This is a genomic window from Streptomyces sp. CRCS-T-1 (assembly GCF_024442335.1).
GTDB lineage: Bacteria > Actinomycetota > Actinomycetes > Streptomycetales > Streptomycetaceae > Streptomyces > Streptomyces koelreuteriae.
In genome coordinates, this window is record NZ_CP101651.1 from 8,374,771 (window position 1) to 8,399,089 (window position 24,319).

23 protein-coding genes are annotated in these 24,319 nt (G+C 72.4%); 8 read left to right on the top strand and 15 right to left on the bottom strand.

Annotation, left to right across the window (positions count from 1 at the left end; all coding sequences use genetic code 11):
- Positions 1 to 175: 175 nt before the first annotated feature.
- Positions 176 to 853, bottom strand: coding sequence for an AIM24 family protein (locus NNW99_RS37885; RefSeq protein WP_215123929.1), 678 nt, complete (start codon positions 851 to 853; stop codon positions 176 to 178).
- Positions 854 to 931: 78 nt separating this feature from the next.
- A complete protein-coding gene (locus NNW99_RS37890; protein ID WP_251058047.1) occupies positions 932 to 2,293 on the bottom strand; it encodes a CAP domain-containing protein in 1,362 nt (453 codons plus the stop codon).
- A gap of 278 nt (positions 2,294 to 2,571) precedes the next feature.
- Here NNW99_RS37890 and NNW99_RS37895 point away from each other — a divergent pair, with 278 nt between their 5' ends.
- On the top strand, positions 2,572 to 3,816 hold the full coding sequence (locus tag NNW99_RS37895; RefSeq protein ID WP_215123930.1) for an SGNH/GDSL hydrolase family protein: 1,245 nt from the start codon (positions 2,572 to 2,574) through the stop codon (positions 3,814 to 3,816).
- A 74-nt stretch (positions 3,817 to 3,890) separates the two neighbouring features.
- Here the strand turns inward: NNW99_RS37895 and NNW99_RS37900 are convergent, their stop codons facing one another.
- The 4 genes from NNW99_RS37900 to NNW99_RS37915 form a co-directional block, all read right to left on the bottom strand.
- Entirely contained in the window at positions 3,891 to 6,827 is a 2,937-nt protein-coding gene (locus NNW99_RS37900) for a helix-turn-helix transcriptional regulator (RefSeq protein WP_215123931.1), read from the bottom strand.
- Positions 6,828 to 6,918: 91 nt separating this feature from the next.
- Positions 6,919 to 7,290 (bottom strand): UBP-type zinc finger domain-containing protein, encoded by a 372-nt coding sequence (locus NNW99_RS37905; protein ID WP_215123932.1) that lies wholly within the window; start codon positions 7,288 to 7,290, stop codon positions 6,919 to 6,921.
- Positions 7,287 to 8,732, bottom strand: coding sequence for an ATP-binding protein (locus NNW99_RS37910; RefSeq protein WP_215123933.1), 1,446 nt, complete (start codon positions 8,730 to 8,732; stop codon positions 7,287 to 7,289). Before NNW99_RS37910 ends, NNW99_RS37905 begins: the two co-directional genes overlap by 4 nt.
- On the bottom strand, positions 8,729 to 10,405 hold the full coding sequence (locus tag NNW99_RS37915; RefSeq protein WP_215123934.1) for an FAD-dependent oxidoreductase: 1,677 nt from the start codon (positions 10,403 to 10,405) through the stop codon (positions 8,729 to 8,731). Before NNW99_RS37915 ends, NNW99_RS37910 begins: the two co-directional genes overlap by 4 nt.
- A 199-nt stretch (positions 10,406 to 10,604) precedes the next feature.
- On the opposite strand from NNW99_RS37915, the gene NNW99_RS37920 reads away from it, so the two are divergent.
- Positions 10,605 to 11,480 (top strand): universal stress protein, encoded by an 876-nt coding sequence (locus NNW99_RS37920; RefSeq protein WP_215123935.1) that lies wholly within the window; start codon positions 10,605 to 10,607, stop codon positions 11,478 to 11,480.
- 30 nt (positions 11,481 to 11,510) lie between these two features.
- Here the strand turns inward: NNW99_RS37920 and NNW99_RS37925 are convergent, their stop codons facing one another.
- The 3 genes from NNW99_RS37925 to NNW99_RS37935 all read right to left on the bottom strand — a co-directional run bounded on the left by NNW99_RS37925 (position 11,511) and on the right by NNW99_RS37935 (position 14,273).
- Positions 11,511 to 12,743, bottom strand: a complete 1,233-nt coding sequence (locus NNW99_RS37925; protein ID WP_215123936.1) for a DUF4032 domain-containing protein — start codon at positions 12,741 to 12,743, stop codon at positions 11,511 to 11,513.
- Between the two features lie 41 nt (positions 12,744 to 12,784).
- Positions 12,785 to 13,531 carry an MBL fold metallo-hydrolase gene (locus tag NNW99_RS37930; RefSeq protein ID WP_215123937.1) on the bottom strand — a complete coding sequence of 249 codons (747 nt, stop codon included), beginning with the start codon at positions 13,529 to 13,531 and terminating at the stop codon, positions 12,785 to 12,787.
- Positions 13,532 to 13,649: 118 nt separating this feature from the next.
- Positions 13,650 to 14,273, bottom strand: coding sequence for an alpha-ketoglutarate-dependent dioxygenase AlkB (locus NNW99_RS37935; RefSeq protein ID WP_215123938.1), 624 nt, complete (start codon positions 14,271 to 14,273; stop codon positions 13,650 to 13,652).
- Positions 14,274 to 14,390: 117 nt separating this feature from the next.
- Here NNW99_RS37935 and NNW99_RS37940 point away from each other — a divergent pair, with 117 nt between their 5' ends.
- Positions 14,391 to 15,023, top strand: coding sequence for a TetR/AcrR family transcriptional regulator (locus NNW99_RS37940; RefSeq protein ID WP_215123939.1), 633 nt, complete (start codon positions 14,391 to 14,393; stop codon positions 15,021 to 15,023).
- A 17-nt stretch (positions 15,024 to 15,040) separates the two neighbouring features.
- Positions 15,041 to 16,714, top strand: coding sequence for an FAD-binding dehydrogenase (locus NNW99_RS37945; RefSeq protein ID WP_215123940.1), 1,674 nt, complete (start codon positions 15,041 to 15,043; stop codon positions 16,712 to 16,714).
- Between the two features lie 19 nt (positions 16,715 to 16,733).
- Here NNW99_RS37945 and NNW99_RS37950 read toward each other — a convergent pair whose 3' ends face one another.
- The 3 genes from NNW99_RS37950 to NNW99_RS37960 all read right to left on the bottom strand — a co-directional run bounded on the left by NNW99_RS37950 (position 16,734) and on the right by NNW99_RS37960 (position 18,731).
- Positions 16,734 to 17,084 (bottom strand): DUF488 domain-containing protein, encoded by a 351-nt coding sequence (locus NNW99_RS37950; RefSeq protein WP_215123941.1) that lies wholly within the window; start codon positions 17,082 to 17,084, stop codon positions 16,734 to 16,736.
- A 75-nt stretch (positions 17,085 to 17,159) separates the two neighbouring features.
- On the bottom strand, positions 17,160 to 17,411 hold the full coding sequence (locus NNW99_RS37955) for a WhiB family transcriptional regulator (RefSeq protein WP_215123942.1): 252 nt from the start codon (positions 17,409 to 17,411) through the stop codon (positions 17,160 to 17,162).
- Between the two features lie 102 nt (positions 17,412 to 17,513).
- Positions 17,514 to 18,731, bottom strand: coding sequence for a saccharopine dehydrogenase family protein (locus NNW99_RS37960; RefSeq protein ID WP_215123943.1), 1,218 nt, complete (start codon positions 18,729 to 18,731; stop codon positions 17,514 to 17,516).
- 103 nt (positions 18,732 to 18,834) lie between these two features.
- Here NNW99_RS37960 and NNW99_RS37965 point away from each other — a divergent pair, with 103 nt between their 5' ends.
- On the top strand, positions 18,835 to 19,542 hold the full coding sequence (locus NNW99_RS37965) for a TetR/AcrR family transcriptional regulator (RefSeq protein ID WP_215123944.1): 708 nt from the start codon (positions 18,835 to 18,837) through the stop codon (positions 19,540 to 19,542).
- A gap of 12 nt (positions 19,543 to 19,554) precedes the next feature.
- Here the strand turns inward: NNW99_RS37965 and NNW99_RS37970 are convergent, their stop codons facing one another.
- On the bottom strand, positions 19,555 to 20,463 hold the full coding sequence (locus tag NNW99_RS37970; protein ID WP_370869218.1) for a LysR family transcriptional regulator ArgP: 909 nt from the start codon (positions 20,461 to 20,463) through the stop codon (positions 19,555 to 19,557).
- A gap of 69 nt (positions 20,464 to 20,532) precedes the next feature.
- Here NNW99_RS37970 and NNW99_RS37975 point away from each other — a divergent pair, with 69 nt between their 5' ends.
- Both NNW99_RS37975 and NNW99_RS37980 read left to right on the top strand, forming a co-directional pair.
- Positions 20,533 to 21,147, top strand: coding sequence for a LysE/ArgO family amino acid transporter (locus NNW99_RS37975; protein ID WP_215123945.1), 615 nt, complete (start codon positions 20,533 to 20,535; stop codon positions 21,145 to 21,147).
- Between the two features lie 83 nt (positions 21,148 to 21,230).
- The gene (locus NNW99_RS37980; protein WP_215123946.1) at positions 21,231 to 22,523 is read left to right on the top strand and encodes an MFS transporter; all 1,293 of its coding nucleotides are present in this window, start codon (positions 21,231 to 21,233) and stop codon (positions 22,521 to 22,523) included.
- A 4-nt stretch (positions 22,524 to 22,527) separates the two neighbouring features.
- Here NNW99_RS37980 and NNW99_RS37985 read toward each other — a convergent pair whose 3' ends face one another.
- Positions 22,528 to 22,983, bottom strand: a complete 456-nt coding sequence (locus NNW99_RS37985) for a cyclic nucleotide-binding domain-containing protein (protein ID WP_215123947.1) — start codon at positions 22,981 to 22,983, stop codon at positions 22,528 to 22,530.
- A gap of 284 nt (positions 22,984 to 23,267) precedes the next feature.
- Complete coding sequence (locus NNW99_RS37990; protein ID WP_215123948.1) at positions 23,268 to 23,489, bottom strand: hypothetical protein; 222 nt, start codon at positions 23,487 to 23,489, stop codon at positions 23,268 to 23,270.
- Between the two features lie 275 nt (positions 23,490 to 23,764).
- On the opposite strand from NNW99_RS37990, the gene NNW99_RS37995 reads away from it, so the two are divergent.
- On the top strand, positions 23,765 to 24,199 hold the full coding sequence (locus NNW99_RS37995; protein ID WP_215123949.1) for an ATP-binding protein: 435 nt from the start codon (positions 23,765 to 23,767) through the stop codon (positions 24,197 to 24,199).
- Positions 24,200 to 24,319 lie beyond the last annotated feature (120 nt).

Here is a 24,319-nt window from a genome sequence, read left to right on the forward strand (position 1 = left end):
TTTCGGTCCGTATACGCACCATGTATACGCGCTGTGTATACATGGTGCGTATAGAAGGGGGGAAACCGGCCCTGGCCACAAGGGCCAGGGCACACCTGTTGTCGATCAAGACGTCGAGTGAACGGACCGGGTTGCCTGTGAGGCGTAGATCACCCGAGGGGCTTCAGTACTTCGATCAGTGCTGCCCGGCCTTCTGCGGAGTTGCCTCGCTCGGCCGCACGACGACGTACCCCTCGCCCTGGAGCAGCAGTTGCACGGCCTCGCCGGAGCCGCCGCGCAGCATCGACCCGATGGACTGGGAGCGATGCAGGGAGGTCTGCAGGCCGGCCGTCCAGCCGACGATCGCGTCGGTGTCGACGTACACCGGGTAGTGCGCGGAGACCGGGATGACGAGCGGAGTGCCCTCGCAGACCAGGGCCAGTTTGCCGTGCCCGGAGAAGACGCTGTTGAACAGGCCGCCGCCGGTCATGCCGGCGCCCTTCACGGTCGCGATGCGGTACGACAACGTGGCGTCGAAGCACAGGACGTTGCGGCCGTTGACGGTGAACTCGTCGCCGGGTTCGACGTCGACGATGAAGCAGTTCTGCGCCTCGTGGGCGAACCAGGCCTCGCCCTGTCCGCGCACCGCCATCAGCGGCAGTCCCTCCCCGGTGACCGCGCGCTTGAGCATGCCGCCCATGCCCTGGCCTTTGCGCTCGAACTGGAGGTTGCCGCGGTAGGCGATCATCGCGCCCTGCCGGGCGAGCATCTCGCCGTTCACCGTGTACCGGACGCACTTGGCGTTCTCGATCGTCATCCCCGCCGCGACGGGCGGCTGGGCCATGTGCTCGCTGGAAAACAGATCACCCTTCATACGGGCATCCTCGCCCGGAGGGTCTCGCTCCGCCAAGATCGCCGGCGGGGGCGACGGCCCGAGCGATGTGGTGCGGTGTCAGGCGCCGAAGAGCTGCGTCCAGTAGGTGCCCGCCCGGCCGCCGCCGGCGAAGCCGACGCCGATGTGGGTGAAGCCGGGCTTGAGGATGTTGGCCCGGTGCCCCGGGCTGTTCATCCAGCCCTCCACGACCTCGGCGGGGGAGCGTTGCCCGCAGGCTATGTTCTCGCCGATGGAGCGCCGGGTGGACCCCGCCGCGGCGGCCCGGTCCCAGGGTTGGCTGCCGTCCGGCCCGGTGTGCGAGTAGAAGGCCCGGGCCACCATGTCGGCGCTGTGCGCTTGCGCGGCGGTGGTGAGCAGAGGGTCGACGGCCAGGGGCGGGAGTCCGGCACGGTCCCGCTCCCGGTTGGTGAGGTCGGTGACGGCCGCCGCTGTGCCCAGCAGTCCGTCCGCCGTGAACGGCCGGGCCCACAGGGCGGTCCAGTAGGTGTCACCGGAGGGGCCGTCGTGGACGTGGGCCACTCCGGTGTGGGTGAACGCAGGGTCGAGCAGGGTGCGGCGCGCCGCGTCGGTGCGCAGACAGTACGCGACGAACTCGGCCGGTGTGCGCGGGCCGGACACGAGGTGCTCGCCGATGGTCAGGTACGCGTACCCGGCGCCGGTGACGCGCTGATAGACGGAGACACCGTCCCGGCTCTCGACGCCGAGGCGTCCCGCCATCGCCATGGCGGCGGCGTGCTCTCGGGCGGCGGAGGCCAGGCGCGTGTCGAAGGCCGTAGGGGGTGAACCGGCTTCGGCCCGTGCGGAGTTGACCAGGGCGGCGAAGCCGTCGGGGTCGGGCGCGGAGGCGGGAGCGCTGGGGGAGTGGGCGGCACCGTCAGCTGCGAACGCCGCTCGGCGCGCCCCGCTGTCGAACCCGCACGGCTCCGACGCGGGCTTGTCGTCCATGACATCGACGCCGAAGTCCCGTGCCACTCCCGCCAGTCCGTCGGCGTACCCCTGGCCCAGCGCCCGCAGCTTCCAGCGGTCGCCGCGCCGGTAGAGCTCCGCGAGCAGCAGCACCCTCTCCTCTCGGGGGCGCGGCGGGGTGAACCGGGTGAGCGGGCGCCCGCCGGAGTCGGTGACGTGGAGTGTGGGGGAGGGCAGGCGGCCGAGAGCGGTTCCGGGTTCGGCGGGGCTGACGGCGACCGTGACCCGGGTGGCGCCGGCACGCAGCCTCGCCGGGTCCACGGTGAGGGTGTCGCCCCGCAGCACGGCCCCCGGCGCGCCCGGCTGGTTGTAGAAGACGAAGTCGCCGTCGCCTGCGACCTTTCCGCTGTCGTCCGTGATCAACGCGGACACGTCGAACGGCCCGGGCACCCGGACGGTCACCGCACCGCCCGGCAACGCCAGATTCCCACCGGGGACCAACTCGCTGAACACGTCCGGACAACGGCCTGGGGAGAGCGGGGGTTCCCACCGGAGGTCGGCCCCCAGGGCTTCGGGAACGATCCGGTTGCTTCACCGGCGACGACCTCACCCGCCTCGACTCCTACGGCATCGGCCGGATCGACGTACCGAAGCCGTCCTGACCGCCATGCCCGACTCGTCCCGGTCGTGGCAGGGGCGTGTGCGCGGCGTCGGAGGTCGCACCACTACCGTGTCGTACGCCGGGACCGCCCCGGACGATCGCCCGCCGACCGGCCGAAGGAGCGCCGACGATGCCCCGCACCGCCCGCCCCCGCCGACGCACCGCCCTGGCCGCCCTCTCCACCTGCCTCGTGCTGGGCTGCGGGGCCGGTGCGACACCCCAGGGGGCCGAGGAGGCCCGGCCGCCCGCCGCCCCGGCGGAGCCGGGGGACGGCGTGGTCACCTGGGCCTCCTCGGCCGACCGCTTCGGCGAGGCGGTCGACGGCCGCGGCTACCGGATGGTGGTGCACACCAGCGTCGGCGGCAGCGGACTGCGGGTGCGGCTGTCCAACGCCTTCGGCGACCAGCCGGTGACCTTCGGCAACGTCCACGCAGGCCTGCAGCGGCAGGGGGCCGCGCTCGTCCCCGGCAGCAACAGACGCCTGACCTTCGACGGAGCGCGCTCCGTCACCGTCCCGCCCGGCGGCATCGTCCACAGCGACCCGCTGCCCGGCCATGTTCCCGCCGCGAGCTCGCTCGCCGTCAGCCTGTACGTCGCCCGGGCGGGCGGCGCGCTCACCGGGCACTGGCTGGCGATGCAGACCTCGTACACCACCAGGGGCGACCACACCGCGGAGGAGAGCGCGGCCCACTGGAAACAGCGGACCCGCTCCCGGTTCTACCTCGACGCCGTCACCGTGCGGCCTCGGCCCGCGGCGGGCGCCGTGGTCGCCCTGGGCGACTCCGTCACCGACGGCTGGCAGTCCACCACCGACCTCAACCGTCGCTGGCCCGACTACCTCGCCCGCCGGCTGGCCACGTCCCCCACGACGAGCGTCAAGGGGGTGGCCAACGCGGGGATCGCCGGCAACAGGGTCCTGACCGACGGTGCCGGGCAGAGCGCCCTGAACCGCCTTTCCCGGGACGCGCTGTCGCTGCCGGGCGTGCGCACGGTGTTCCTCTTCCAGGGCGTCAACGACATCAAGTTCGAGCCGGGCGTCACGGCCGCCCAGCTGATCGCCGGGTACCGCACCCTGATCGACCGGGTGCACGGGGACGGCAAGTGCGTCGTCGGCGCCACGATCGCCCCCTTCAAGGGCTGGCAGGAATGGGACCCCGCCGGGGAGGCGGTGCGCCGGAAGGTCAACGCCTTCATCCGCACCAGCGGCGAGTTCGACGCGGTCGCCGACTTCGACCGCGTCCTGCGCAGCCCCGACGACCCCGAGTCGATCCTCCCCGCCTACGACGGCGGCGACCATCTGCACCCCAACGACAAGGGGATGCGGGCGATGGCCGACGCCGTCGATCTCGAGAGCCTCGACTGCGGGAGCCGTTAGCCCGGTCCGTCCGGCGCCTCGACCGCGTGCTCACCCGGTCACGCCGGTCACGCCGGTTGCGCCGGTCGTGTCCGTCAGCCGGACGCCGACGGCTCCGGGGTGATCAGACCCTCCCGGTAGGCGATCGCCACCGCCTCGCCCCGGCTCGACGCGCCCAGCTTGGCGAGGATGTTGGAGACATGGACGCTCGCCGTCTTGCCGCTGATGAACAACTCGTCACCGATCTGCCGGTTGCTGCGGCCGAGGGCGAGCAGCCGCAGCACCTCCTGCTCGCGTGCCGTGAGCACACCGGCCCGGTCCTCGGCGCCCGGTGCGTCCGAGAGCCGGCCGCGCCGGACCAGGGCGTCGACCTGCTCCCGCAGCGGCGTGGCGCCGAGGGCGTCGGCGGCCTCCCGGACCGTCCGCGCCTGAGCCACTGCCTCTTCGCGACGCCCCGCCGCCACCAAGGCCTCGGCATACCGCAACCGGCAGCGCGTCCGCTCGTAGACATCGCCGTAGCCGAACGCCTCCACCGCCGCCGACCAGGCCGCCGGGTCCGGCCCCGAGACCGCCCGGAGATGTTCCGCCTCCGCCCTGGCCAGCCAGGCCTGCCCCTCGGGGCCCTGGGGCATGCCGGTCTCGCCGTGGGCGGCGGTGGCCCGCGCCAGCTCCACCAGGTCGGCCGCGGTGTCCGTCCAGCGGCGGGCCCCGGCCTCGTCGCCGGTCAGCCGCAGCCCGGCCGCGGCGTCGGCCACCGCCGACAACGCCAGGGCGGCGAGCCGGACCGTGACGTCCGGCCGGGTGCCCGCCTCGTCGGTGAGCGTCCTGACCGTGGACCGCATCCACCGCACCGCGTCCTCGGGATCGCCGCGCAGCCCGGCTGCGTCGGTGAGCACGATGCCCGCGACCAGGGTGCCCATCCAGTCGAACGGCCCCTCCAGCAGCGCCCGCGCCCGGTCGGCGGCGGCGAGATCGCCGCGCGCCAGCGCCACCGACAGCGCCGGACCGCTCGTATAGCCGCCGGCCGCCGGCAGCACGTCCGCGTCCGTCGCCGCCGCGCGCACGCACTCGTCCCAGCGGCCCAGCACATGCAGCACCAGCAGCCGCAGGTACCGCATCTCCAGCGGGTACGGCGACGACAGCAGCCCGGCGCGCCGGGCCCGGTCCAGGCCCTCCGTCAGCCAGGGCAGGCACTCCGCCAGCTCACCGGACTCGTAGCAGCCCATGGCCAGGTTGAACAGGGCGCGCAGCTCCACCGGCGCGTTGCCCGAACTCCGGGCCAGCTCCCGGGCCTTGAGCAGCCGCTCACGGCCCTCGGAGCCGCGCCGCCCGCCACCGTCGAACACGGCCAGGGAGATCAGCAGGTCCGCCTGGGCGTCGGTCACCCGCAGCCCCTCCGCCACCTCCAGGGCCCGGCGGGCGACCCGCACCGCGGTCTCGTTCTCCCCGACGTGGCGTGCGGCCATGACATGCATGGCCGCCGCCCACACCCAGGTGGTCGAGGGCGGATCCTCGGGGATCATCCCCAGGGCCTCGCTGCTGTAGGCGAACGCCGCCGTCAGGCTGTCCACGCTCAGCAGGTTCCCGGCGAGGGTGTAGCGGACCCGGGCGGCGAGTTCGGAGTCGGCGTCCTGGCCGAGCTCGGACAGCGCGGACCGGGTGAGGGAGACGGCGCGGTGCAGCTCCCCGGCGTGCACGGCCGCCGCGGAGGCACGCAGCGTCAGCGTCACCCGGTCGACGCCTCGGTCCGAGGGCCGCGCCTCGGGACCCACCGCCGGCCACAGGTCCAGGGCCGCTTCGAGATGCCGCTGCTCCTCGGCGGGCGCACCGACCCGCTGGGCGTGGTCGGCGGCCTCCAGGGAAGCGGTCAGCGCTTCGGCCAGGTCGTGGCTCTCCCGGTAGTGGTGGGCGCGCTCGGCGGCGCTCTCGGCGGTCCGGCCGCGCCCGGCGAGCAGCCGTGCGAACGCGCCGTGCAGCCTCGCCCGTTCCCCGGGCAGCAGATCGGCGTAGACGGCCTCGCGGGCCAGGGCGTGCCGGAACGAGTACGTGTCGTCGTCCCCGGCCACGAGAAGCTGCCGTCCCACCGCCTCGCGCAGCGCCGACTCCAGCTCCTCCTCGGGCAGCCCGGCCGCCTCCCGCAGCACGTCGTGCTCCACCCGGCGCCCGGCCACGGCCGCGGTCCGCAGCACCTGTTGCGCGGTGTCGGAGAGCTGCTCGAAGCGGATCAGCAGCACATCGGCGAGTCCGCCCGGCACCCCGCCGGGCTCCGAGTCGGTGGCCGCGAGCAGTTCCTCCGCGTAGAAGGCGTTCCCCTCGGCGCGCTCCACGATCCGCCGCACGGTGGTGTCCGGCAGCGGCCGGTCCTCCAACGCGCGCACCAGCCGGGCCACATCGGGATCGGCCAGCGGCCGCAGCTCCAGCCGCTCCACGGCGGGCAGCCGTATCAACTCCGCGAGCAGCGGCCGCAGCGGATGCCGTCGGTGCAGATCGTCGGCCCGGTACGAGGCGAGAACCGCCAGCCGGTGCCTGAGGACACCCCGGCCGAGCAGGAACCGCAGCAGATCCCGCGACGACTGGTCGGCCCAGTGCAGATCCTCCAGCACGAGCAGCAACGGGGCGACATCGGCGACATCGGCCAGCAGCCCCGCCATCCCCTCGAACAGCCGCAGCCGTCCGTCCACGTCCCGCACACCGTCGGACCCGGCCCCCAGCAACCGCTCGACGACAGGGTGCGCGGCCAGAGCGGCCCGGAACCGCTCATCGCCCGCGAGCACCCCCAGCACCTCGGTGAACGGCAGATACGGCAGCCCGACGTCCCCGAGGTCCACGCAGTGCCCGGTGACAACGACCATCCCGGTTGCGGCGGCCTGCCCGGACACCTCCTCCAGGACCCGCGTCTTACCGACTCCGGCGTCCCCGGCGACGAGTACCGCACGCGCCTCCCCACCCCGGGCACGCTCCAGCACGCCACTCAGCCGGGCGAGTTCGGACTCCCGCCCCACAACCGGCGTGACGAATGAACCAAGCGGCACTGAACCAACCCTCTTTTCTTGGGGGCGCGGGGAACTGCGCGATCAACCCCCAACAACCCGCAGCCGCCACCGAACAGACAGTCCCGAGCTCCTAGGCCCGCAACACCTTCGCCCAGTCGACCGGCACCCGCCCCGCAGGCCCCGGCGTGGGCTGATCCGCAGGATGACTCCCCGGCGGAGCCAACTCCGGGCCGGCCTCGTACAACTCGTTCGCCGAGTAGTCCCAGTACCAGTTCTCACCGGGCTCGAAGCTCTGCACCAAGGGATGCCCGGTCGCCCGGAAATGCCCCGTCGCATGCTTCGCGGGCGAACTGTCACAGCACCCCACATGCCCGCACTGCGCACATCGCCGCAGATGGAACCACCACCCGCCACCGGCCTCGCACTCCACGCACCCGTTGCCGCTCGGCGGCACACCCGGGTCGATCCCGTTGTCACGACTGTCACCACTGTCGCCACTCATGAAGGCTCCTCCTCGACCGATGTGAGCGGAAGCAGCACCTGGAAGCGTGTGTCCCCCGGCTCCGACTCCACCTGGATGCTCCCGTGGTGCTTGTTGACCACGATCCGCCAGGAGATGTCGAGCCCGAGCCCGGTCCCCTCACCCACGGGTTTCGTCGTGAAGAAGGGATCGAAGATCCGCCCCCGGTCGGCCGCCGGGATCCCGACGCCGCTGTCCCGGAACTCCACCAGCAGCCGGTCGTGGTCCGGAGCCGTCCGCACGGTCAACGTCCCCTCACCGCCCGCGCTGTTGATGGCCGACACCGCGTTGTCGATGAGGTTCGTCCACACCTGGTTGAGCTCGGCCGGGTACGCCGGGATCCTCGGCAGCGTCCGGTCGTACTCCTTGACGACCTTGATCTCCTTGCCGATCTTGGCCGACAGCATCAGTAGCGTGGAGTCGAGGAGTTCGTGCACATCGGCGTTCTGGAAGGGCGCCCGGTCGAGCTGCGAGTACTGCTTCGCCGCGTCGACGAGATGCGAGATGCGGGTGGTCGAGTCGTTGATCTCGTCCATCAGCAGCTCGGTCTCGACGGTGTAGTTGAGCCACCCGATCGCGCTCGGCAGCATGTCCTCGTCGACGGCCGCCGCGACCTGGTCCAGCCAGTCCTCGTCGAGACCGGCCTGGACGAACGTCGGCGCGATCCGCCAGCCGTCCGGGATACCCCGGTCGTCGAGCCAGTCGCTGAGCACGTCCTCCCGGTCGGAGGCCTCCAGCGGGCTCAGCACGGGTGCCTTGGCGACCCGCTCGGCGGTGCGCTCCTGGATGTCGATGAGGTTCGCCATGACCTCGGGGGAGTAGGAACCCTGCGCGATGATCGCCAGCTTGTGCCGCATCTTGCCGACCCGCTCCCGCAAGGTCGCGGTCGCCCGTACCGCCGCCGCGGCGGGGTTGTTGAGCTCGTGGGTGAGCCCCGCGGACAACGAGCCCAGCGCCAGCAGCCGCTCGCGCTGCCCGATGGCCCGCTGGGTGCTCTTCGAGCCGAAGAACAGCCCCTCCAGCAGATGCACCGCCATCGGGAACCACTCCTGCATGATGTCCGCGAACGTGTCGGCGGGCAGCACGAAGAACCGCGTCGGCTCGGTGACGCGCATGGAGTTGTTGTAGACCTGCCGCACCCGGTCGCCCAGATACGCCTGCATGGACCCCGCGTACACCCCGCGCTGCGAGGTCCGGGACACCTCCACATCGTCCCCGCCGACCCGGCGGTACAGCACGACCGTGCCCTCGAGCATCACATAGAAGCAGGTGGCGGGATCGCCCTCGGTGTACACCGGGCCGGGCTCGAAGCGCTCCACCCGCCCCTCGCCGCACAGCCTGCCGAGCTGCTCGGGCGTGAGCTTCTCGAACAGGAACAGCGCCCCGATCTCCTGGGGGTTGCAGGGCATCGACTGCCCGCTCATGACTGCTCCAGATACCGGTGGACGAGCATCACGGCCATGGCTCCCTCTCCGACGGCGGACGCGACGCGCTTGGCGGACTCGGCACGGGCGTCGCCCGCCACGAACACGCCGGGCACATTCGTCTCCAGGTGGTACGGCGGCCGGTCCAGCTCCCAGTCCTCGGGCGGGCGGCCGTCGGAGGTCAGGTCGGGCCCGGCGAGGATGAAACCCCGTTCGTCCCGCAGCACCGTGCCGTCCAGCCAGTCGGTCAGCGGGGCGGCGCCGATGAAAACGAACACCCACTGCGCGTCGACCTGTTCGGTCTGACCGCTCTCCACGTCCCGCAGGGTCAGCCGCTCCAGATGCCCGTCGCCGTGCGCGGCCTCGACGACCGTACGGGAGCGCACCTGGATGTTGGGCGCGTCGTCTATCTGCTGGATCAGGTAGTGCGACATCGACGCCGACAGCGACTCGCCCCGCACCAGCAGCGTCACCGACTTGGCGCCCCGGGACAGATACATCGCCGCCTGCCCGGCGGAGTTGGCACCGCCCACGATGTACACGTCCTGCCCCTGGCAGGAGGGGGCCTCCGTCAGGGCCGACCCGTAGAACACCCCGCAGCCGGTCAGGTCGTCGCAGCCGGGCGCGGCGAGCTGCCGGTAGGACACGCCGGTCGCGAGGATCACGCTGTGCGCGGCGACCGCCGAGCCGTCGGAGAACCGGACGATCCGGGCGGCGCCGTTGACCTCCAGCGCCGTCACCTCGCGCGCGGTGAGGATCTCGGCGCCGAACTTCGCCGCCTGCCGCCGTGCCCGGTCGGTGAGCTGCCCGCCCGACACGCCGTCGGGGAAGCCCAGGTAGTTCTCGATGCGTGAGCTCTGCCCCGCCTGGCCGCCGGTCGCCGACCGCTCCACCAGCACGGTGCGCAGCCCCTCGGAGGCACCGTAGACGGCCGCGCCGAGCCCGGCCGGTCCGCCGCCGATCACGACCAGGTCGTAGAAGTCGGCCGTCGGGGTCGTCGCGAGACCGACCCGGGCGGCGAGGTCGACTGCCTCCGGTTCGACCAGGGGCGTCCCGTCCGGCGTGATGACCACCGGCAGCCGCATCCCGTCCGTGCCGGCCGCGGCCAGCAGCCGCCGGCCCTCCGGTTCCTCGGCGGAGTACCAGCGGTACGGCACCTGGTTGCGGGCCAGGAACTCCCGTACGTCCGAGGACCGCGACGACCAGCGGTGCCCGACGACCTTGGTGCTGGGCACCGGCCGGAAGTCGCTGGTCCGCCACGCCTGGAGCAGGTCGTCCACGACCGGGTAGAGCTTCTCCTCGGGCGGGTCCCACGGCTTGAGGAGGTAGTGGTCGAGGTCGACGACGTTGATCGCGTCGATCGCCGCGTTGGTGTCCGCGTACGCCGTCAGCAGCACCCGCCGCGCGCCCGGGTACACGTCCAGGGCCTGTTCGAGGAACTCGATGCCGTTCATCTGCGGCATCCGGTAGTCGGCCAGGATCACCGCCACGAGATCGCCGCGCAGCTTCAGCTCCCGCAGCGCGTCGAGCGCGGACTCGCCGGACTCCGCGCGCACGATCCGGTACGAGGCGCCGTACCGCCGCCGCAGATCCCGGGCCACCGCCCGGGAGACCCCCGGGTCGTCGTCCACGGTCAATATGACGGTCCGCGCCGCGTCGGCGGCCTGTGCCATACGTCCCCCACACCGGGCGGTCGACTCACGACGCGGCGTCCCGGGGCGCCGCGCCGGCCTTCGCCCATCGTATGTTCGATCGCCGCGCGGCGCTTTCGAAACGGAGATCATCCCGGGCGGTCCGGAACCCGTAGGGGTGGCGAAGGGGGGTAGTGAAGACTGGACGCACGCAGTGACCGTTTCTCAGGGAGGCAGCCGGATGACACGCCCGATCACCGCAGGAGTCGACGGATCGCAGGAGAGCCTCGCCGCTCTGTCCTGGGCGGCCCGGGAGGCGGAGCGGCGCGGGCTGGCACTGCGGGTGGTGCACGCCTGGCGGCCCCAGCCGCAGGAGGCGCCCGAAGCGCGGATCGCCGGGGACGCCGACGGCCAGGCGGAATGGGTGCGCGCCGCGGTGAACGAGGCCGTCGGGACCGTCACCGAACGGCACCCGGACCTCGACGTGTCCACCGACATCGTGGAGGGGCCGGCCGTCGACACCCTGCTCGCCGCCGCTGCCGACGCCGAGCTGCTGGTGCTGGGCTCGCGCGGGCACGGGCGGATCGTCGGCTTCCTGCTCGGCTCGGTCGGCCAGCAGGTGATCGCCGAGGCCGCCCGGCCCGTCGTCCTCGTCCGCGCGGGCGACGCACCCTCCGCCGAGGCCGCCGGGCGCGAGATCGTCGTGGGCCAGCAGGGCGACCCGGAGGACAGTGCCGACGCGCTGCGCTTCGCCTTCGAGACGGCGGCCGCGCGCGGCGCGACCGTGCGGGTCGTACGGGCCTGGACCCTGCCGCCCGTGTTCGCCTACAGCCCGGGCTCGCTGAAGCTCCTCGACGAGGCCGGGGGACTGGAGCCGTACGAGAGGAAGAGCCTGGACGCGGCGGTCCGGCCGTGGCGGGACCGCTTCCCCGACGTGCCGGTGGAGGAGCACGTGGAGATGGGCAGCGCCTCCCAGGTCCTGCTGTCGGTGGCCGGGACGGCCCAGCTCATGGTCGTGGGCCGCCGGGCGCACCGTACGGCCGTCGGCGCCCGGATCGGCTCGGTGGCGCACGGCATGCTGCACCACGCGGACTGCCCGGTCGCCGTGGTGCCGTAAGGCCGACTCACGCCTGACGGACGCTCCGGCTCAGTCCGCGGTCGGCTGCAGCGTCTTGCGGGCCTTGGGCAGGATGTTCTGGATGTAGTCCTCGACCGCGGTCTCGATGCCGATGTCGTGCTGGGCCCGCTCGGACATGTACCAGCGGTGTTCGAGGAGCTGGTGGTAGATCTCCGCCGGGTCCACGGCGCCGCGCAGTTCGGGCGGCACGGCCCGCACGGTCGGCCGGAACACCTCCCGCACCCAGCGGTGCGCGAGGACCTCCGGGCGGGCCCCCAGGGGGTCGCCCGGCGCGTAGTCGTCCTGGGTCGCCATCCAGCTCTCCAGGTCGTTCAGCAGCCGCCGGGCCTGGTTCTCCTCCGTGTCGAGGCCGGTCAGGCGCAGCAACTGCCGCTGGTGGTGGCCCGCGTCGACGACCTTGGGCACGAAGCTGACCGTGTCACCGTTCGAGGCGTGCTCGATCTGCATCTCCGCGACGTCGAAGCCGAGTTCGTTCAGGCGGCGGATCCGGCGCTCGATGTACTGGTACTTGCCGGCCGGATAGACGGAGGTGCGGGTCAGCTCGTCCCACAGGGTGCGGTAGCGGGCGCAGATCTCCATGCCGAACTCGATGGGGTCCACGGACGGGTGCAGCGCCCCGGACGCCTCCAGGTCCAGCAGCTCCCCGCTGATGTTCACCCGGGCGAGGTCCAGGTCGTACTCGCGCTGGCCGACGCTGAGCTGGGGATGCAGATCACCGGTCTCGGCGTCCACCAGATAGGCGGCGTAGGCGCCGGCGTCCCGCCGGAAGAGGGTGTTGGACAGCGAGCAGTCGCCCCAGGCGAACCCGGCCAGGTGCAGCCGCACCAGCAGCACGGCGAGCGCGTCCATCAGCCGGTGCATGGTGGCCGGGCGCATGGTCGTCTCGAACATCGAGCGATACGGCATCGAGCCGCCCAGGTGCCGGGTGATCAGGACACTCTCCAGCGGGGCGCCGTCGGCGGTGGTGCGGCCGGTCACCACGGCGAGGGGGTCCACCGACGGGATGCCGAGCCGGTCCAGGTCGCGCAGCATGTCGTACTCGCGCTGCGCGGGCCGCTCGGCCAGTTCCTTGACGGCGATCACCTCGTCGCCGGCCCGGGAGTAGCGCACCACGTGCCGGGAGATGCCGCGCGGCAGCGGCACCAGGTACTCCTCCGGCCACTCCTCCAGGGGAACGTCCCACGGCAGTTCCAGCAGGAGCGCGGGATGCTCCGGGTTGGTCGCGCTGATCTGCAGTGCCATGGGCCGGGTGTCCTTGTCTCGCCGCCGATCGTCACATCAGATTAGAGGGCGCGTTCGCGGGCCCGGAGCGCGGCGTCCCGCACCGGGCCGCGGTGGACCGGCCCGTGCCCGGGCAGCAGCAGCTCGCCCTCCAGCTCCGCCAGCACGTCCAGGGAGGCCACGGCACGCGGGCGCTCATGGTGGAACATGTCCGGCAGCAGCTGCGGCCCCTCGATCCGCGAGGTGGGGTGCCCGCTGACCAGGGCGTCGCCGGAGATCAGCACACCGGTGCCCGGTACGTGGTAGGCGCAGTGCCCGTCGGTGTGGCCCGGCGTGTGCACCGGGACGGGACGGCCCGGCAGGTCCAGGGCGCCCGCCGCCGGGAACGGCTCGGGGGCCGTGACCGGGTTGTGCGTGGTGCCGCCGGAGCGCAGCGCGTGCACCACCCACGGCAGCACACCGGGCCGCCAGCCGTTCTTCAGTACCGTCCCGACGGACACCTGGTGCAGGAACTCCCGGCGCGCGTGCGGCACTTCGGCCTCGTGCAGATAGACGGGCGTGCCGTACGTGGCGCGCAGGTACTCGGCGGAACCCAGGTGGTCGTTGTGCGCGTGCGTGATCAGCACGGCCGCGACCGCCTCCGGGGAGCTGCCCACCTCCGTGAGCGAGGCGAGGACCTGCTCCCGGTCCCCGGGGTAGCCGGTGTCGACCAGGGTGACGGCGTCCCCCTCCGTGAGGATCACCCAGTTGGTGTTGGAGCCGTGCACCAGGTAGGTGCCGTCCGCGACTTGCCGTACGTCTGCCCGCATGATCGCCCCGCGTTGTGTGGTCCCAGCCCGACGGAAGAAGGAAAGCAGACCCGGCGACAGGCGGAATCACCGGGTCCGCCTTCAACGGGCCCTGTGCGGCAGTGCGGTTCGGGCCGTCTCAGTGCACGCCGTGCGGGCGGAACTGGACGCTGACGCGCGGCCCCGTCGCGCGCGTGCTCTTGGGCACGGAGTGCTCCCAGGTGCGCTGGCAGGAGCCGCCCATCACGACGAGGTCGCCGTGGCCCAGAGGCCGGCGCACGGTGTCCCGGCCGCCCCGCATCGGGCGCAGCAGCAGATCCCGGGGTGCTCCCACCGACAGGATGGCGACCATCGTGTCCTCGCGGGCGCCGCGTCCGATCCGGTCGCCGTGCCAGGCCACACTGTCCCGGCCGTCGCGGTAGTAGCAGAGCCCGGCCGTGGTGAACGGCTCGCCCAGTTCACCGGCGTAGTGCGCGGACAGGGCGTCCCTCGCCTCGGCCAGGACCGGGTGCGGCAGCGGGTCGTCCGCGCCGTAGAACGCGAGCAGCCGGGGGACGTCGACGACGTGGTCGTACATCGTGCGCCGCTCCGCCCGCCACGGCACCTCGGCGGCCAGCTTTTCGAACAGGTCGTCGGAACCGCTGAGCCATGTGGGCAGGGTGTCGAGCCAGGCGCCGAAACCGAGGTCGGTACGGCTGATCCCGTCGAGAGGACCGAGGCGCAGCTCGTCGGTCTGGTCGAAGAGGGAGCCCTGGAGGTGCATGCGCCCAGCGTACTCCGTAATCGAAAATATGTTCCATCGAATTGCGAGGCTTCGCGACGTGAGGCTTTCGATACATCGGTGTATCGAATACAGTCATGTATCGAAAGGGGGCCGGACATGGCCGTGGAGGGGACGACGGGGCGGGTGACCAGGCGCCGGGTGCGCACGCGGGCCAACCTCCTGGAGGCGGCCTTCTCCGTGTTCGCGGCCAAGGGCTTCGGACATGTCTCCATCGAGGAGGTCTGCGAGGCCGCCGGCTACAGCCGAGGCGCCTTCTACTCCAACTTCTCCAGCCTCGACGAGCTGTTCTTCGCCCTCTACCGCGAGCGCGCCGACCTGATCGCCGAGCAGGTGTCGGGGGCCCTCGCCCTCGACGGGCCCGGCCTCGACGTGCCGGCGGCCGTGGACCGCGTCACCGACGTGCTGCTCCTCGACCGGGACTGGCTCCTGGTGAAGACGGACTTCCTCGTGCACGCGGCCCGCGACCCGGACGTGGCCCGCAGCCTGCTGGAACACCGCGCGCGGCTGCGACAGGCGATCGCCGACCGGCTCGGCCGGGCCCGCGGGCACACCGCACTGCCCGCCGTCCTGGGCGACACGGACGGCGCCGCCCGTGCCGTGGTCGCCGCGTACGACGGCGTCACCACCCAACTGCTGCTGGACCGGGACGTCGAACACGCCCGCGCCTGGCTGAAGCAACTGCTCACGGCCCTGCTGACCGACGGCAGCGGCACCCCCGATCAGAACTGAGGAAGGGAACGGTCGCCATGGATGCCGACGCCATCGTCGTAGGAGCGGGCCTCGCCGGCCTGGTCGCGGCACACGAGCTGACCAGCAAGGGCCGCAGGGTCGCCCTCGTCGACCAGGAGAACGCCGCCAACCTCGGAGGGCAGGCCTTCTGGTCCTTCGGCGGGCTGTTCCTCGTGGACTCGCCGCAGCAGCGGCGCCTGGGCATCAAGGACTCCTTCGACCTCGCCTGGAGCGACTGGCGGGGCAGCGCCGGCTTCGACCGGCTGGACGACGAGGACTCCTGGGCCGTGCGCTGGGCGCGCGCCTACGTCGAGTTCGCCGCGGGGGAGAAGCGCTCCTGGCTGGACGGGCACGGCATCACCTTCCTGCCCACCGTCGGCTGGGCCGAGCGCGGCGACCTCACGGCGCACGGGCACGGCAACACCGTGCCCCGCTTCCACATCGCCTGGGGCACCGGCACCGGCGTGGTCGAACCCTTCGTCCGCTACGCCAAGCAGGCCGCGCGCGACGGCCTGCTCACCTTCCACCACCGCCACCGCGTCGACGAACTGATCGTCGAAGGCGGCACCGCCCGGGGGGTGCGCGGCACGGTCCTGGCCGAGGACACCTCACCCCGCGGCGTCGCCTCCAACCGCGACCCCATGGGCGAGTTCGAACTCACCGCCCAGGCCGTCATCGTCACCAGCGGCGGCATCGGCGCCAACCACGACATCGTCCGCCGCCACTGGCCCGAGCGCCTCGGCACCCCGCCGCAGGAGATGGTCACCGGCGTACCGGCCTACGTCGACGGGCGGATGCTCGACATCAGCGCCGAGGCGGGCGTACGGCTGGTCAACCGCGACCGCATGTGGCACTACACCGAGGGCCTTCAGAACTGGGACCCCATCTGGCCCGGCCACGGCATCCGCATCCTGCCCGGACCGTCCTCGATGTGGTTCGACGCCCTCGGCCGCCGCCTGCCGGGGCCGTACCTGCCCGGCTACGACACCCTCGGCACGCTGAAGCATCTGCGCACCACCGAGGACATCGCCGGGTACGACCACTCCTGGTTCATCCTCACCCAGAAGATCATCGAGAAGGAGTTCGCCCTGTCGGGCTCCGAGCAGAACCCCGACATCACGGCCAAGGACCGCGCCGGGTTCCTCAAGGAACGCATCCTCGGCAAGGGCGCCCCCGGCCCGGTCGACGCGTTCCTGCGCAAGGGCGCCGACTTCGTGACCGCGCCCGGCATCGAACAGCTCGTCGCGAAGATGAACGACCTCACCGACAAGCCGCTCCTCGACACGGCCGGGATCAAGCGCCAGATCGAGGCGCGCGACCTGCAGCTCGCCAACCCCTACGCCAAGGACGCCCAGGTGCAGGGCATCCGCAACGCCCGCCGCTACATCGGCGACCGCCTCGGCCGGGTCGCCACCCCGCACCGCATCCTCGACCCGGCGGCCGGCCCCCTGATCGGCGTCAAGCTGCACATCCTCACCCGCAAGACCCTCGGCGGCATCCAGACCGACCTCGACTCCCGCGCCCTCGGGGCCGACGGCAAGCCGGTGGAGGGGCTGTACGCGGCCGGCGAGGTCGCCGGTTTCGGCGGCGGCGGGGTCCACGGCTACAACGCGCTGGAGGGTACCTTCCTCGGCGGCTGCCTCTTCTCGGGCCGGGCGGCGGGGCGGGCGGCGGCCAAGCAGACCGCCTGACGCGCCCGGGCCCGCCTCCTCAGCCTTCGAGGAGGCGGGCCAGTACCGTCGCGTGGCTCTGCTCCGGCGTCTTGGACGCGGTCAGCAGGGTCACCTCGCCCTCGCGGACCAGATCCCGTACCCGGCCGAGGAGTTCGGCGGCCTCACCGCCGTCGAGCTCCGCCTCGTACCGCTCGGCGAACTCCTCGTAGGAGGCCTCGCCCGCGTGGTACCAGCGGCGCAGCTCCGTCGACGGGGTGATCGCCTTCGGCCACTCGTCCACCCGCGCCGCGTCCTTCGACAGTCCGCGCGGCCACAGCCGGTCGACCAGGACACGTGTGCCGTCGGCCGGCTCGGGCGGATCGTAGACACGGCGGACGCGCACGCTCATGGCCGGCCCCTTCTGTGACGGACGGGTCTGCCGCGAGCGTAACCCCGGCCCTCTCGAACGGCCGGTGGAGGGACGTCAGCCGGAGCGGCGCCGGGCCGCCGTGCGCCGCTTCAGCGCACGCCGTTCCGTCTCGCTCGTGCCGCCCCACACGCCGATGGACTGGCCCGTGTCCATGGCCCATTGCAGGCACTCGTCCTGAACCGGGCAGCGCCGGCACACCGACTTGGCCTGCTCCGTCTGCAGCAGGGCCGGGCCCGTGGTGCCGATCGGAAAGAAGAGCTCGGGGTCCTCGTGCCGGCAGGCAGCGTGGTCTCGCCAGTTGTCCATCGAAGTCACCTGCATCACAGTAGAAACGTGCCCGTTCGGATGATTACTCCTTTTCGGGTCACCTGTCGATGCCTCGTGAAACAAATTCGCACGGACGACGGGTCACTGCTCGCGCATGCCCCAGGGTGAACCGTAGGCCGTCAGCAGGTCCAGGAACGGTCCGGCCGGGAACGCCTCCGGGCCGAGCACACCCGTGCCGGACCAGGCGCCGGTGGCGAGGAGTTCGAGGGCGACGACCGGGTTGACGGCGGTCTGCCACACCACGGCCTGACTGCCGTACTCCTTCATGGACCACTGGTTGTCGACCACGTGGTAGAGGTACACCTCGCGCGGCTTCCCGTCCTTGACGCCCCGCACCCAGGTGCCCGCACACGTCTTGCCGTGCATCAGCTCGCCCAGGGTCGCCGGGTCGGGCAGGCACGCGGCGACCACGTCCCGGGGTGAGACCGCCACCGGCCCGTCCGGCCCCGGCACGGTCACCGGGTCGGTGCGGTCCAGGCCCAGCAGATGCAGCGTCTTCAGCGTCTCGACGAACTCCCGGCCCAGGCCGTACTTGAAGGTGACCCGGCGTGCGTCGACCCAGCGCGGGACGAGCAGCACCTCCTCGTGCTCCACGTTGACGCACTCGACCGGGCCGATGCCCTCGGGGAAGTCGAAGACCTCGGGCTCGCTGAAGGGCGCGGTGGTGAACCAGCCGCGGTCGCTCTCGTAGACGACCGGGGGGTTGAGGCATTCCTCGATGGTGGTCCAGATGCTGAACGAGGGCGCGAAGTCGTAGCCGTCGACGGTCAGGTTCGCGCCGTCCCGGATGCCGATCTCCTCGATCTCGTCGAAGAGTTCGTCGGCGGCGTACCGCGCGAAGACGTCCGAAAGGCCCGGCTCCACCCCCATGCCGACGAGGGCCAGCACCCCCTCCTTCTCCCAGTCGGCCGCCTGAGCGAACTGCTCGTCGCCGAGCTTCACCCCGCACTCCGCGTACGGCCGTTCCCCGTGCGGGTGGGACAGCGACATCGCCATGTCGAGATAGGTGGCGCCCGCCGCGCGGGCCGCCCGGAACAGCGGCATCACGAACCGGGGGTCGGTGGCGTTCAGCAGGACGTCGCAGCGGTGCCGCGCCAGCAGACGGGCCACCGCCGTCTCGTCCCCGGCGTCCACCTGCTCGGCGGTGAACCGCGTGTCGCCGCCGAGCGCGGCGACCGCCGCCTCGGCCCGGGCCGGGGCGTAGTCGGCCACCACCATCGCCTCGAAGAAGGGCCGCCGGGCCGCGATACGGGTGATCGCGCCGCCCACACCGCCGGCGCCCACGAGCAGTACACGCATGACAGAAACTCCCTTTTTGCGAAGAACGTGGCGGGCCCTTGAGGAGATGAAACGCCGCCCCCTGTCTTAAGGTCAATGGCGTTGGCATAAGGAGGGAGCCGTCGTGCCGAAGCCCGTGGTGCCCGAGGAGAAACGCCGTCGGCGAAGGCCCACCAAGAGCGGCACCGTGCTGTCCGAGGAGCTGATCGTCGAGACGGCGCTGCGCATGCTGCACGAACACGGCAGCGCGGGACTGACCGCCCGCAGGCTCGGCCTGGCCCTGGACGCCGACCCGAGCACGCTCTACCGGTACTTCCGGGGCATGGACGACCTGACGCTCGCCATCGGCGACGCGCTGATCGGGCAGGCGCTCGGCGGCTGGGCGCCCACGGGGGAGTGGCGGGCGGACCTGCGGGCCGTCGGGCTGCGCATCCACGCCGCGTACGTGGCACATCCGCAGGCGGCGGTGCTCACCGCCAGCCGCGTCTCGGGCCGGGCCCACGAACTCGCGGCCGACGAGGCGGTCCTGGACGTCCTGCGCACGGCGGGCTTCCCGCTGCCGGACGCGGTACGGATCTACCACGCCTTCGTCGACACCACCCTGGCCTTCGCCGCACTCGACGCCGCCTCGCTGGCGCTGCCCACCGCCTCCCTGCGCGCCGACGAGGAGATGTGGCGCTCGACGTACGCCCGCCTGCCCGCCACCACCCATCCCCGTATCGCGGAAGCGGCACCCCTGCTCGCCACCCGCATGCTGACCAGCGCCTATCCGACGGCCCTGGACATGCTGCTGGACAGCGCGGCGACGCAGTGGGACAGCGTCGGGGAGTAGGGCGGCACGCCCTCAGGTGCGCAGCGCCTCCGCGGCGGTCTCCGTCACCGTCTCCGCGACCTGCGCCAGCGCCGGGGAGTCGAGCTTCCACTGCTGCCAGTACAGCGGCACGTCGACCGTCCGGCCGGAGGCGATCCCGACGAGCCCGCCGGTGCGCAGCAGGGGATCTGCCTGGGCCTCGGGCACCAGGCCCCAGCCCAGTCCGGCGGCCACGGCGTCGACGAACCCCTCCGACGTCGGCACGTAGTGCCGCAGCGCGCTCGCGCTGCTCCGCCCCCGGGTGAGCCGGCGGACGAAGCCGTCCTGGAAGTCGTCCCTGCGGTCGAAGGTCACGACGGGCACCTCGAGAAGCACCTGCTCCAGGGGGCCGCCGAGGTGGCGTGCCGCGAAGTCCGGCGCGGCCACCGGGACGTAGCGCATCCGCCCGAGGGAGCGCACCGAGCAGCCCGGTACGGCGTCCGGCGACGAGGTCACCGCGGCCATCACCACGCCCTCCCGCAGCAGCGCCGCCGTGTGGTCCTCGTCCTCACGGCGCAGCTCGAAGTAGAGCCGCAGCTCCTCCGGCACACGCGTGAGCACCCCCAGGAACCAGGTGGCGAGCGAGTCCGCGTTCACCGCCACCGAGACCCGGGTCGGCTCGCCGGTGCCGCTCAGGCCCAGCTCCGCGTACGCGTCGCGCTCCAGCCGCGCCACCTGGCGGGCCAGCCGCACCAGCACCTCGCCCGACTCGGTGGGCCGCACCGGCTTGGTCCGCAGCAGCAGGACCCGCCCCGTGCGCTCCTCCAGCGCCTTCACCCGCTGGCTGATCGCCGACGGCGTCACATGCAGCGCGGCCGCCGCCGCGTCGAAGGTGCCCTCGTCCACGACCGCGAGCAGGGTTCGCACCTGGTCCAGCGGCAGGTCCGGCATCACGGAAGTCATCACGTGCGTTAATGATACGTAAGAATCTTTAGCTGTACCCGAGGCGGCCCCGTCCGTAGCGTCGAGGTCATGACCAGCACCTTCACCGCCGCAGCCGCGGGATTCGGCACCGGACTGTCCCTCATCGTCGCCATCGGCGCGCAGAACGCCTTCGTCCTGCGCCAGGGGGTCCGCCGCGAAGCCGTCCTCGCCGTCGTCGGCATCTGCGCCCTCTCCGACGCCGCCCTCATCGCGCTCGGGGTCGGCGGCGTCGGCGCGGTGGTGGTGGCATGGCCGAGCGCGCTGACGGCGGTCGGCTGGATCGGCGGCGCCTTCCTGCTCGGCTACGGCGCCCTCGCCGCCCGCCGGGCGATCCGGCCGGGCGGCGGCCTCCGGGCAGAGGGGGAGGCGGCCGGATCAGCCCGCCGGGCCGTGCTCACCTGCCTGGCGCTGACCTGGCTCAACCCGCACGTCTACCTCGACACGGTGTTCCTGCTGGGCTCCGTCGCCGCCGACCACGGCACGCTGCGCTGGACGTTCGGTCTCGGCGCCGTGCTGGCCAGCCTGTGCTGGTTCACCGCCCTCGGCTTCGGTGCCCGGCTGCTCGGCCGCTTCCTCGCCAAGCCCGCCGCCTGGCGCGTCATGGACGGTGTGCTCGCCGCCACCATGATCGTGCTCGGTGCCGCGCTCATCGCCGGAAGCTGACACCTCGGCTCCGGGGCGCCCGGCGGCCGGTGGGATAGTGATCCCCGGCCCGGTAGATGTAGCGAGCATCCAGGAAGCGGCGAGTGGACACGAGCGAGAGCACGGAGCGAGAGCGGGATCCGGCGCCGGAGGCACCCCGGCGCCGAGGCTGGCGCCGCTGGGCCATGGACACCCGCCCCCTGCGCCGCCCCGCCTACCGGCGGCTGTGGGGCTCGACCGTCGTCACGGCCGTCGGCAGCCAGCTCACCGCCGTCGCCGTGCCCAAGCAGATCTACGACATCACCGGCTCCTCGGCCTGGGTGGGCGCGGCGAGCCTGGCGGGCCTCGTGCCCCTGATCGTGTTCGCGCTGTGGGGCGGGGCGATCGCCGACACCATGGACCGGCGCAAGCTGCTGCTGATCACCAACTGCGGCATCGCCGTCACCTCGCTGCTCTTCTGGCTCCAGGCCTTCGCCGGTCTGGAGTCGGTGGCCGCGCTCATGGTGCTGCTCGCGCTGCAGCAGGCCTTCTGGGGCCTGAACGCCCCGGCCCGCACCGCCTCCATCGCCCGGCTGGTCCCCGAGGACGAACTGCCGGCGGCGGGCGCCCTGGGTTCTACCGTGATGCAGACCGGCCAGGTGGCGGGCCCGCTGCTCGCCGGCGCCCTCATCCCCGTGATCGGCCTGCCCGAGCTCTATCTGATCGACGCCCTGGCCCTGTGCGTCACGGTGTGGGCGGTGTACCGGCTGCCGCCGCTGCCGCCCCTGGCCGGTACGGGCAAGCGCCGCGCGGGGCTGCGGGAGATCGCCGCCGGATTCCGCTACATCTCCGGGCACACCGTGCTGCTGCTGTCGTTCCTCGCCGACATCATCGCCATGGTCCTCGGCATGCCGCGCGCCCTGTTCCCGCAGCTCGCCGCCCAGACCTACGCGCCCTACGGCGAAGGACTCGCGCTGGGCCTGCTGTTCGCGGCGATCCCCATAGGCGCCGTGCTCGGCGGACTGTTCTCCGGCACCTTCTCCCGGGCCCGCCGGCACGGCTGGATGGTCATCGGGGCGGTGGTCGCGTGGGGCGCGGCCATCGCGGGATTCGGACTGAGCGGCAGTCTGTGGGTCGGCGTGGTCTTCCTCGCCGTGGCCGGGGTGGCCGACATGGTCTCGATGGTCTTCCGGGGAGCGATCCTGCTGTCCGCCGCCACCGACGAGATGCGTGGGCGCATGCAGGGCGTCTTCACCGTCGTCGTGGCGGGCGGCCCGCGCCTCGCCGACGTACTGCACGGCACGGCGGGCTCCGCCTTCGGCCCCCGCACCGCCGTCACGGGCGGCGGCCTGCTGGTCGTCGCCGTGATGCTGGCGCTGGCCGCCGCGGTACCGGCACTGCGCCGCTACCGCGTCTGAGCGCTCACAGCACCCCTCGCCGGTGCAGTGTGTACTGCTCCATCAGCTTGCCCCGGGTCATCTCCAGCCGGTGCGCGAGCACCTCGGCGACCGACCGCACCAGCAGCAGCCCCAGTTGGGAATCCTCCTCGCACAGCTCCAGCACCGCCGCCGCGTCGAACTCGTAGGCCCGTACGGGACTGAACGCCACCGCGCCGAAGTCCCAGGTGTGCGGCGGGAACAGCCAGGACCAGCCGAGCAGGTCGCCGGCGCCGAGGCTGGCCACGGTCACCCGTTGCAGGGAGTTGACCTCCTGGTCCAGGGAGACCGCGCCGGAGCGGATGACCCAGAAGCGATCGGCCACGCCGCCCGCCTCGAAGATCCGGGTGTCCTCGGCGAAGGACACCTCCCGCGCGAGCGTCATCAGACGGTGCCGCTGCGACGGAGGCAGGGCGGTCAGGAGTTTGATCGCTTTGGTCATGACGCGGAGCTCCTCGCCGGGAGGTCGACTTCCGGTGCTTTCTCCCTACGCCCATTTCAGCCGCTGGCGCGGCCGCGGGCACCTCGGCGTGCCCAACTTTCTCCGGGCATGAAAAAGCCCTGGCTGGACGGGGGAGACCAGCCAGGGCCGATAGCGGTGATGGACGGAGGACCACGGGTTCGACTCCGCCACCACGTATGAATGAACGATAAACCATCTGAGGGTCGTGTGTGCACCCCCGACCGGGTCGGGTGACCCGTTTCACCTTCTGTACCGGGCCCCGGTCAGCCCTCAGGACTGTGTTTGCCCGGCGTCAGAATCTCGTCCAGCACCGTGACCACCGCCTCGTAGGACATCTTTCGTACGGTCGCGTCCCTGGCCCCCTTGGGGTCGGTCGCGCTCAGTTCCTCGCTCCTGGCATGCCACGTCCGCTCTTCCCGCATCGCGCAGGCCCTCGCGCGCCGGATGCGCCGCAGCAGTTCGTCCGAGTCCACCACATCGGTCATGCACCCCGCCTACCCCCACAACGCGCCGAGATGGCACCGGCCGGCGGCCGTTCGGGCGCTTTTCGGCAGGAGGAGGCGGACCGGAGGTTTGCAGGTGCGGGGAGAGGTCAGCCGAAGAGAAGAGGACCGCGGCGCTCGCGAGGTGCGCGCCCCGAACGCCGCGGCAGGTTGAAGGAAGCAGCGGGCACCGTGAGCCCCAGGCGGGCCCGTGCGGGCGGCCGCGGGAACGCGGGCCGGACCCGGCTTCCCGTCTTCACCGACCAGGGAGCTGCAGGATGTGCGACGAGCACATGATCGAATCCGTATTCGGGCCGCTCGGCGCGGACCGGGCCCGGCCGTGCAAACCAGCCGAGGCGCGCCGGGCCGTGGAGCGAGCCGTGGCCGAGCGCTGCCGCGACACGCACACCCCGTGTGACGCCGACGCCCTGTCCGACGCGCTGCTGGTCGTCTCGGAACTGACGACCAACGCGATCCTGCACGGCGGCGGCGTCACCGACTTCCGGGTCGACGTGGACGGCCCCGGCGTGCGAGTCTCGGTGAGCGACCGCAGTGACGAACTGCCCGTGACCGCGCCGCCCGTCGACCCGCACGGACGGCTGCGGCACGGGGGCCACGGCTGGCCCATCGTGTGCCGGCTCTCCCGTGACGTCCGCGTCGCGGACCTGCCCGCCGGCGGTAAGTGCATCACCGCCGTCGTACCCCTCGCCTGAAAACCCGGGTGCCGGCTCCCGGGCAGATTGCACAGCAAAGTGGAGTTTGTTCCACCGGGGGCAGGGCAGTCGCAATCTCGTGCTTCGGACCGGAGGCGCGCCGGCGGGAGCGGTATGGCT

Coding starts and splice junctions, on each gene's coding strand:
- NNW99_RS37885 (WP_215123929.1), bottom strand. CDS start 853: ATGAAGGGTGATCTGTTTTCCAGCGAGCACATGGCCCAGCCGCCCGTC.
- NNW99_RS37895 (WP_215123930.1), top strand. CDS start 2,572: ATGCCCCGCACCGCCCGCCCCCGCCGACGCACCGCCCTGGCCGCCCTC.
- NNW99_RS37905 (WP_215123932.1), bottom strand. CDS start 7,290: ATGAGTGGCGACAGTGGTGACAGTCGTGACAACGGGATCGACCCGGGT.
- NNW99_RS37910 (WP_215123933.1), bottom strand. CDS start 8,732: ATGAGCGGGCAGTCGATGCCCTGCAACCCCCAGGAGATCGGGGCGCTG.
- NNW99_RS37915 (WP_215123934.1), bottom strand. CDS start 10,405: ATGGCACAGGCCGCCGACGCGGCGCGGACCGTCATATTGACCGTGGAC.
- NNW99_RS37920 (WP_215123935.1), top strand. CDS start 10,605: ATGACACGCCCGATCACCGCAGGAGTCGACGGATCGCAGGAGAGCCTC.
- NNW99_RS37925 (WP_215123936.1), bottom strand. CDS start 12,743: ATGGCACTGCAGATCAGCGCGACCAACCCGGAGCATCCCGCGCTCCTG.
- NNW99_RS37930 (WP_215123937.1), bottom strand. CDS start 13,531: ATGCGGGCAGACGTACGGCAAGTCGCGGACGGCACCTACCTGGTGCAC.
- NNW99_RS37935 (WP_215123938.1), bottom strand. CDS start 14,273: ATGCACCTCCAGGGCTCCCTCTTCGACCAGACCGACGAGCTGCGCCTC.
- NNW99_RS37940 (WP_215123939.1), top strand. CDS start 14,391: ATGGCCGTGGAGGGGACGACGGGGCGGGTGACCAGGCGCCGGGTGCGC.
- NNW99_RS37945 (WP_215123940.1), top strand. CDS start 15,041: ATGGATGCCGACGCCATCGTCGTAGGAGCGGGCCTCGCCGGCCTGGTC.
- NNW99_RS37950 (WP_215123941.1), bottom strand. CDS start 17,084: ATGAGCGTGCGCGTCCGCCGTGTCTACGATCCGCCCGAGCCGGCCGAC.
- NNW99_RS37955 (WP_215123942.1), bottom strand. CDS start 17,411: ATGGACAACTGGCGAGACCACGCTGCCTGCCGGCACGAGGACCCCGAG.
- NNW99_RS37960 (WP_215123943.1), bottom strand. CDS start 18,731: ATGCGTGTACTGCTCGTGGGCGCCGGCGGTGTGGGCGGCGCGATCACC.
- NNW99_RS37970 (WP_370869218.1), bottom strand. CDS start 20,463: ATGACTTCCGTGATGCCGGACCTGCCGCTGGACCAGGTGCGAACCCTG.
- NNW99_RS37975 (WP_215123945.1), top strand. CDS start 20,533: ATGACCAGCACCTTCACCGCCGCAGCCGCGGGATTCGGCACCGGACTG.
- NNW99_RS37985 (WP_215123947.1), bottom strand. CDS start 22,983: ATGACCAAAGCGATCAAACTCCTGACCGCCCTGCCTCCGTCGCAGCGG.
- NNW99_RS37990 (WP_215123948.1), bottom strand. CDS start 23,489: ATGACCGATGTGGTGGACTCGGACGAACTGCTGCGGCGCATCCGGCGC.
- NNW99_RS37995 (WP_215123949.1), top strand. CDS start 23,765: ATGTGCGACGAGCACATGATCGAATCCGTATTCGGGCCGCTCGGCGCG.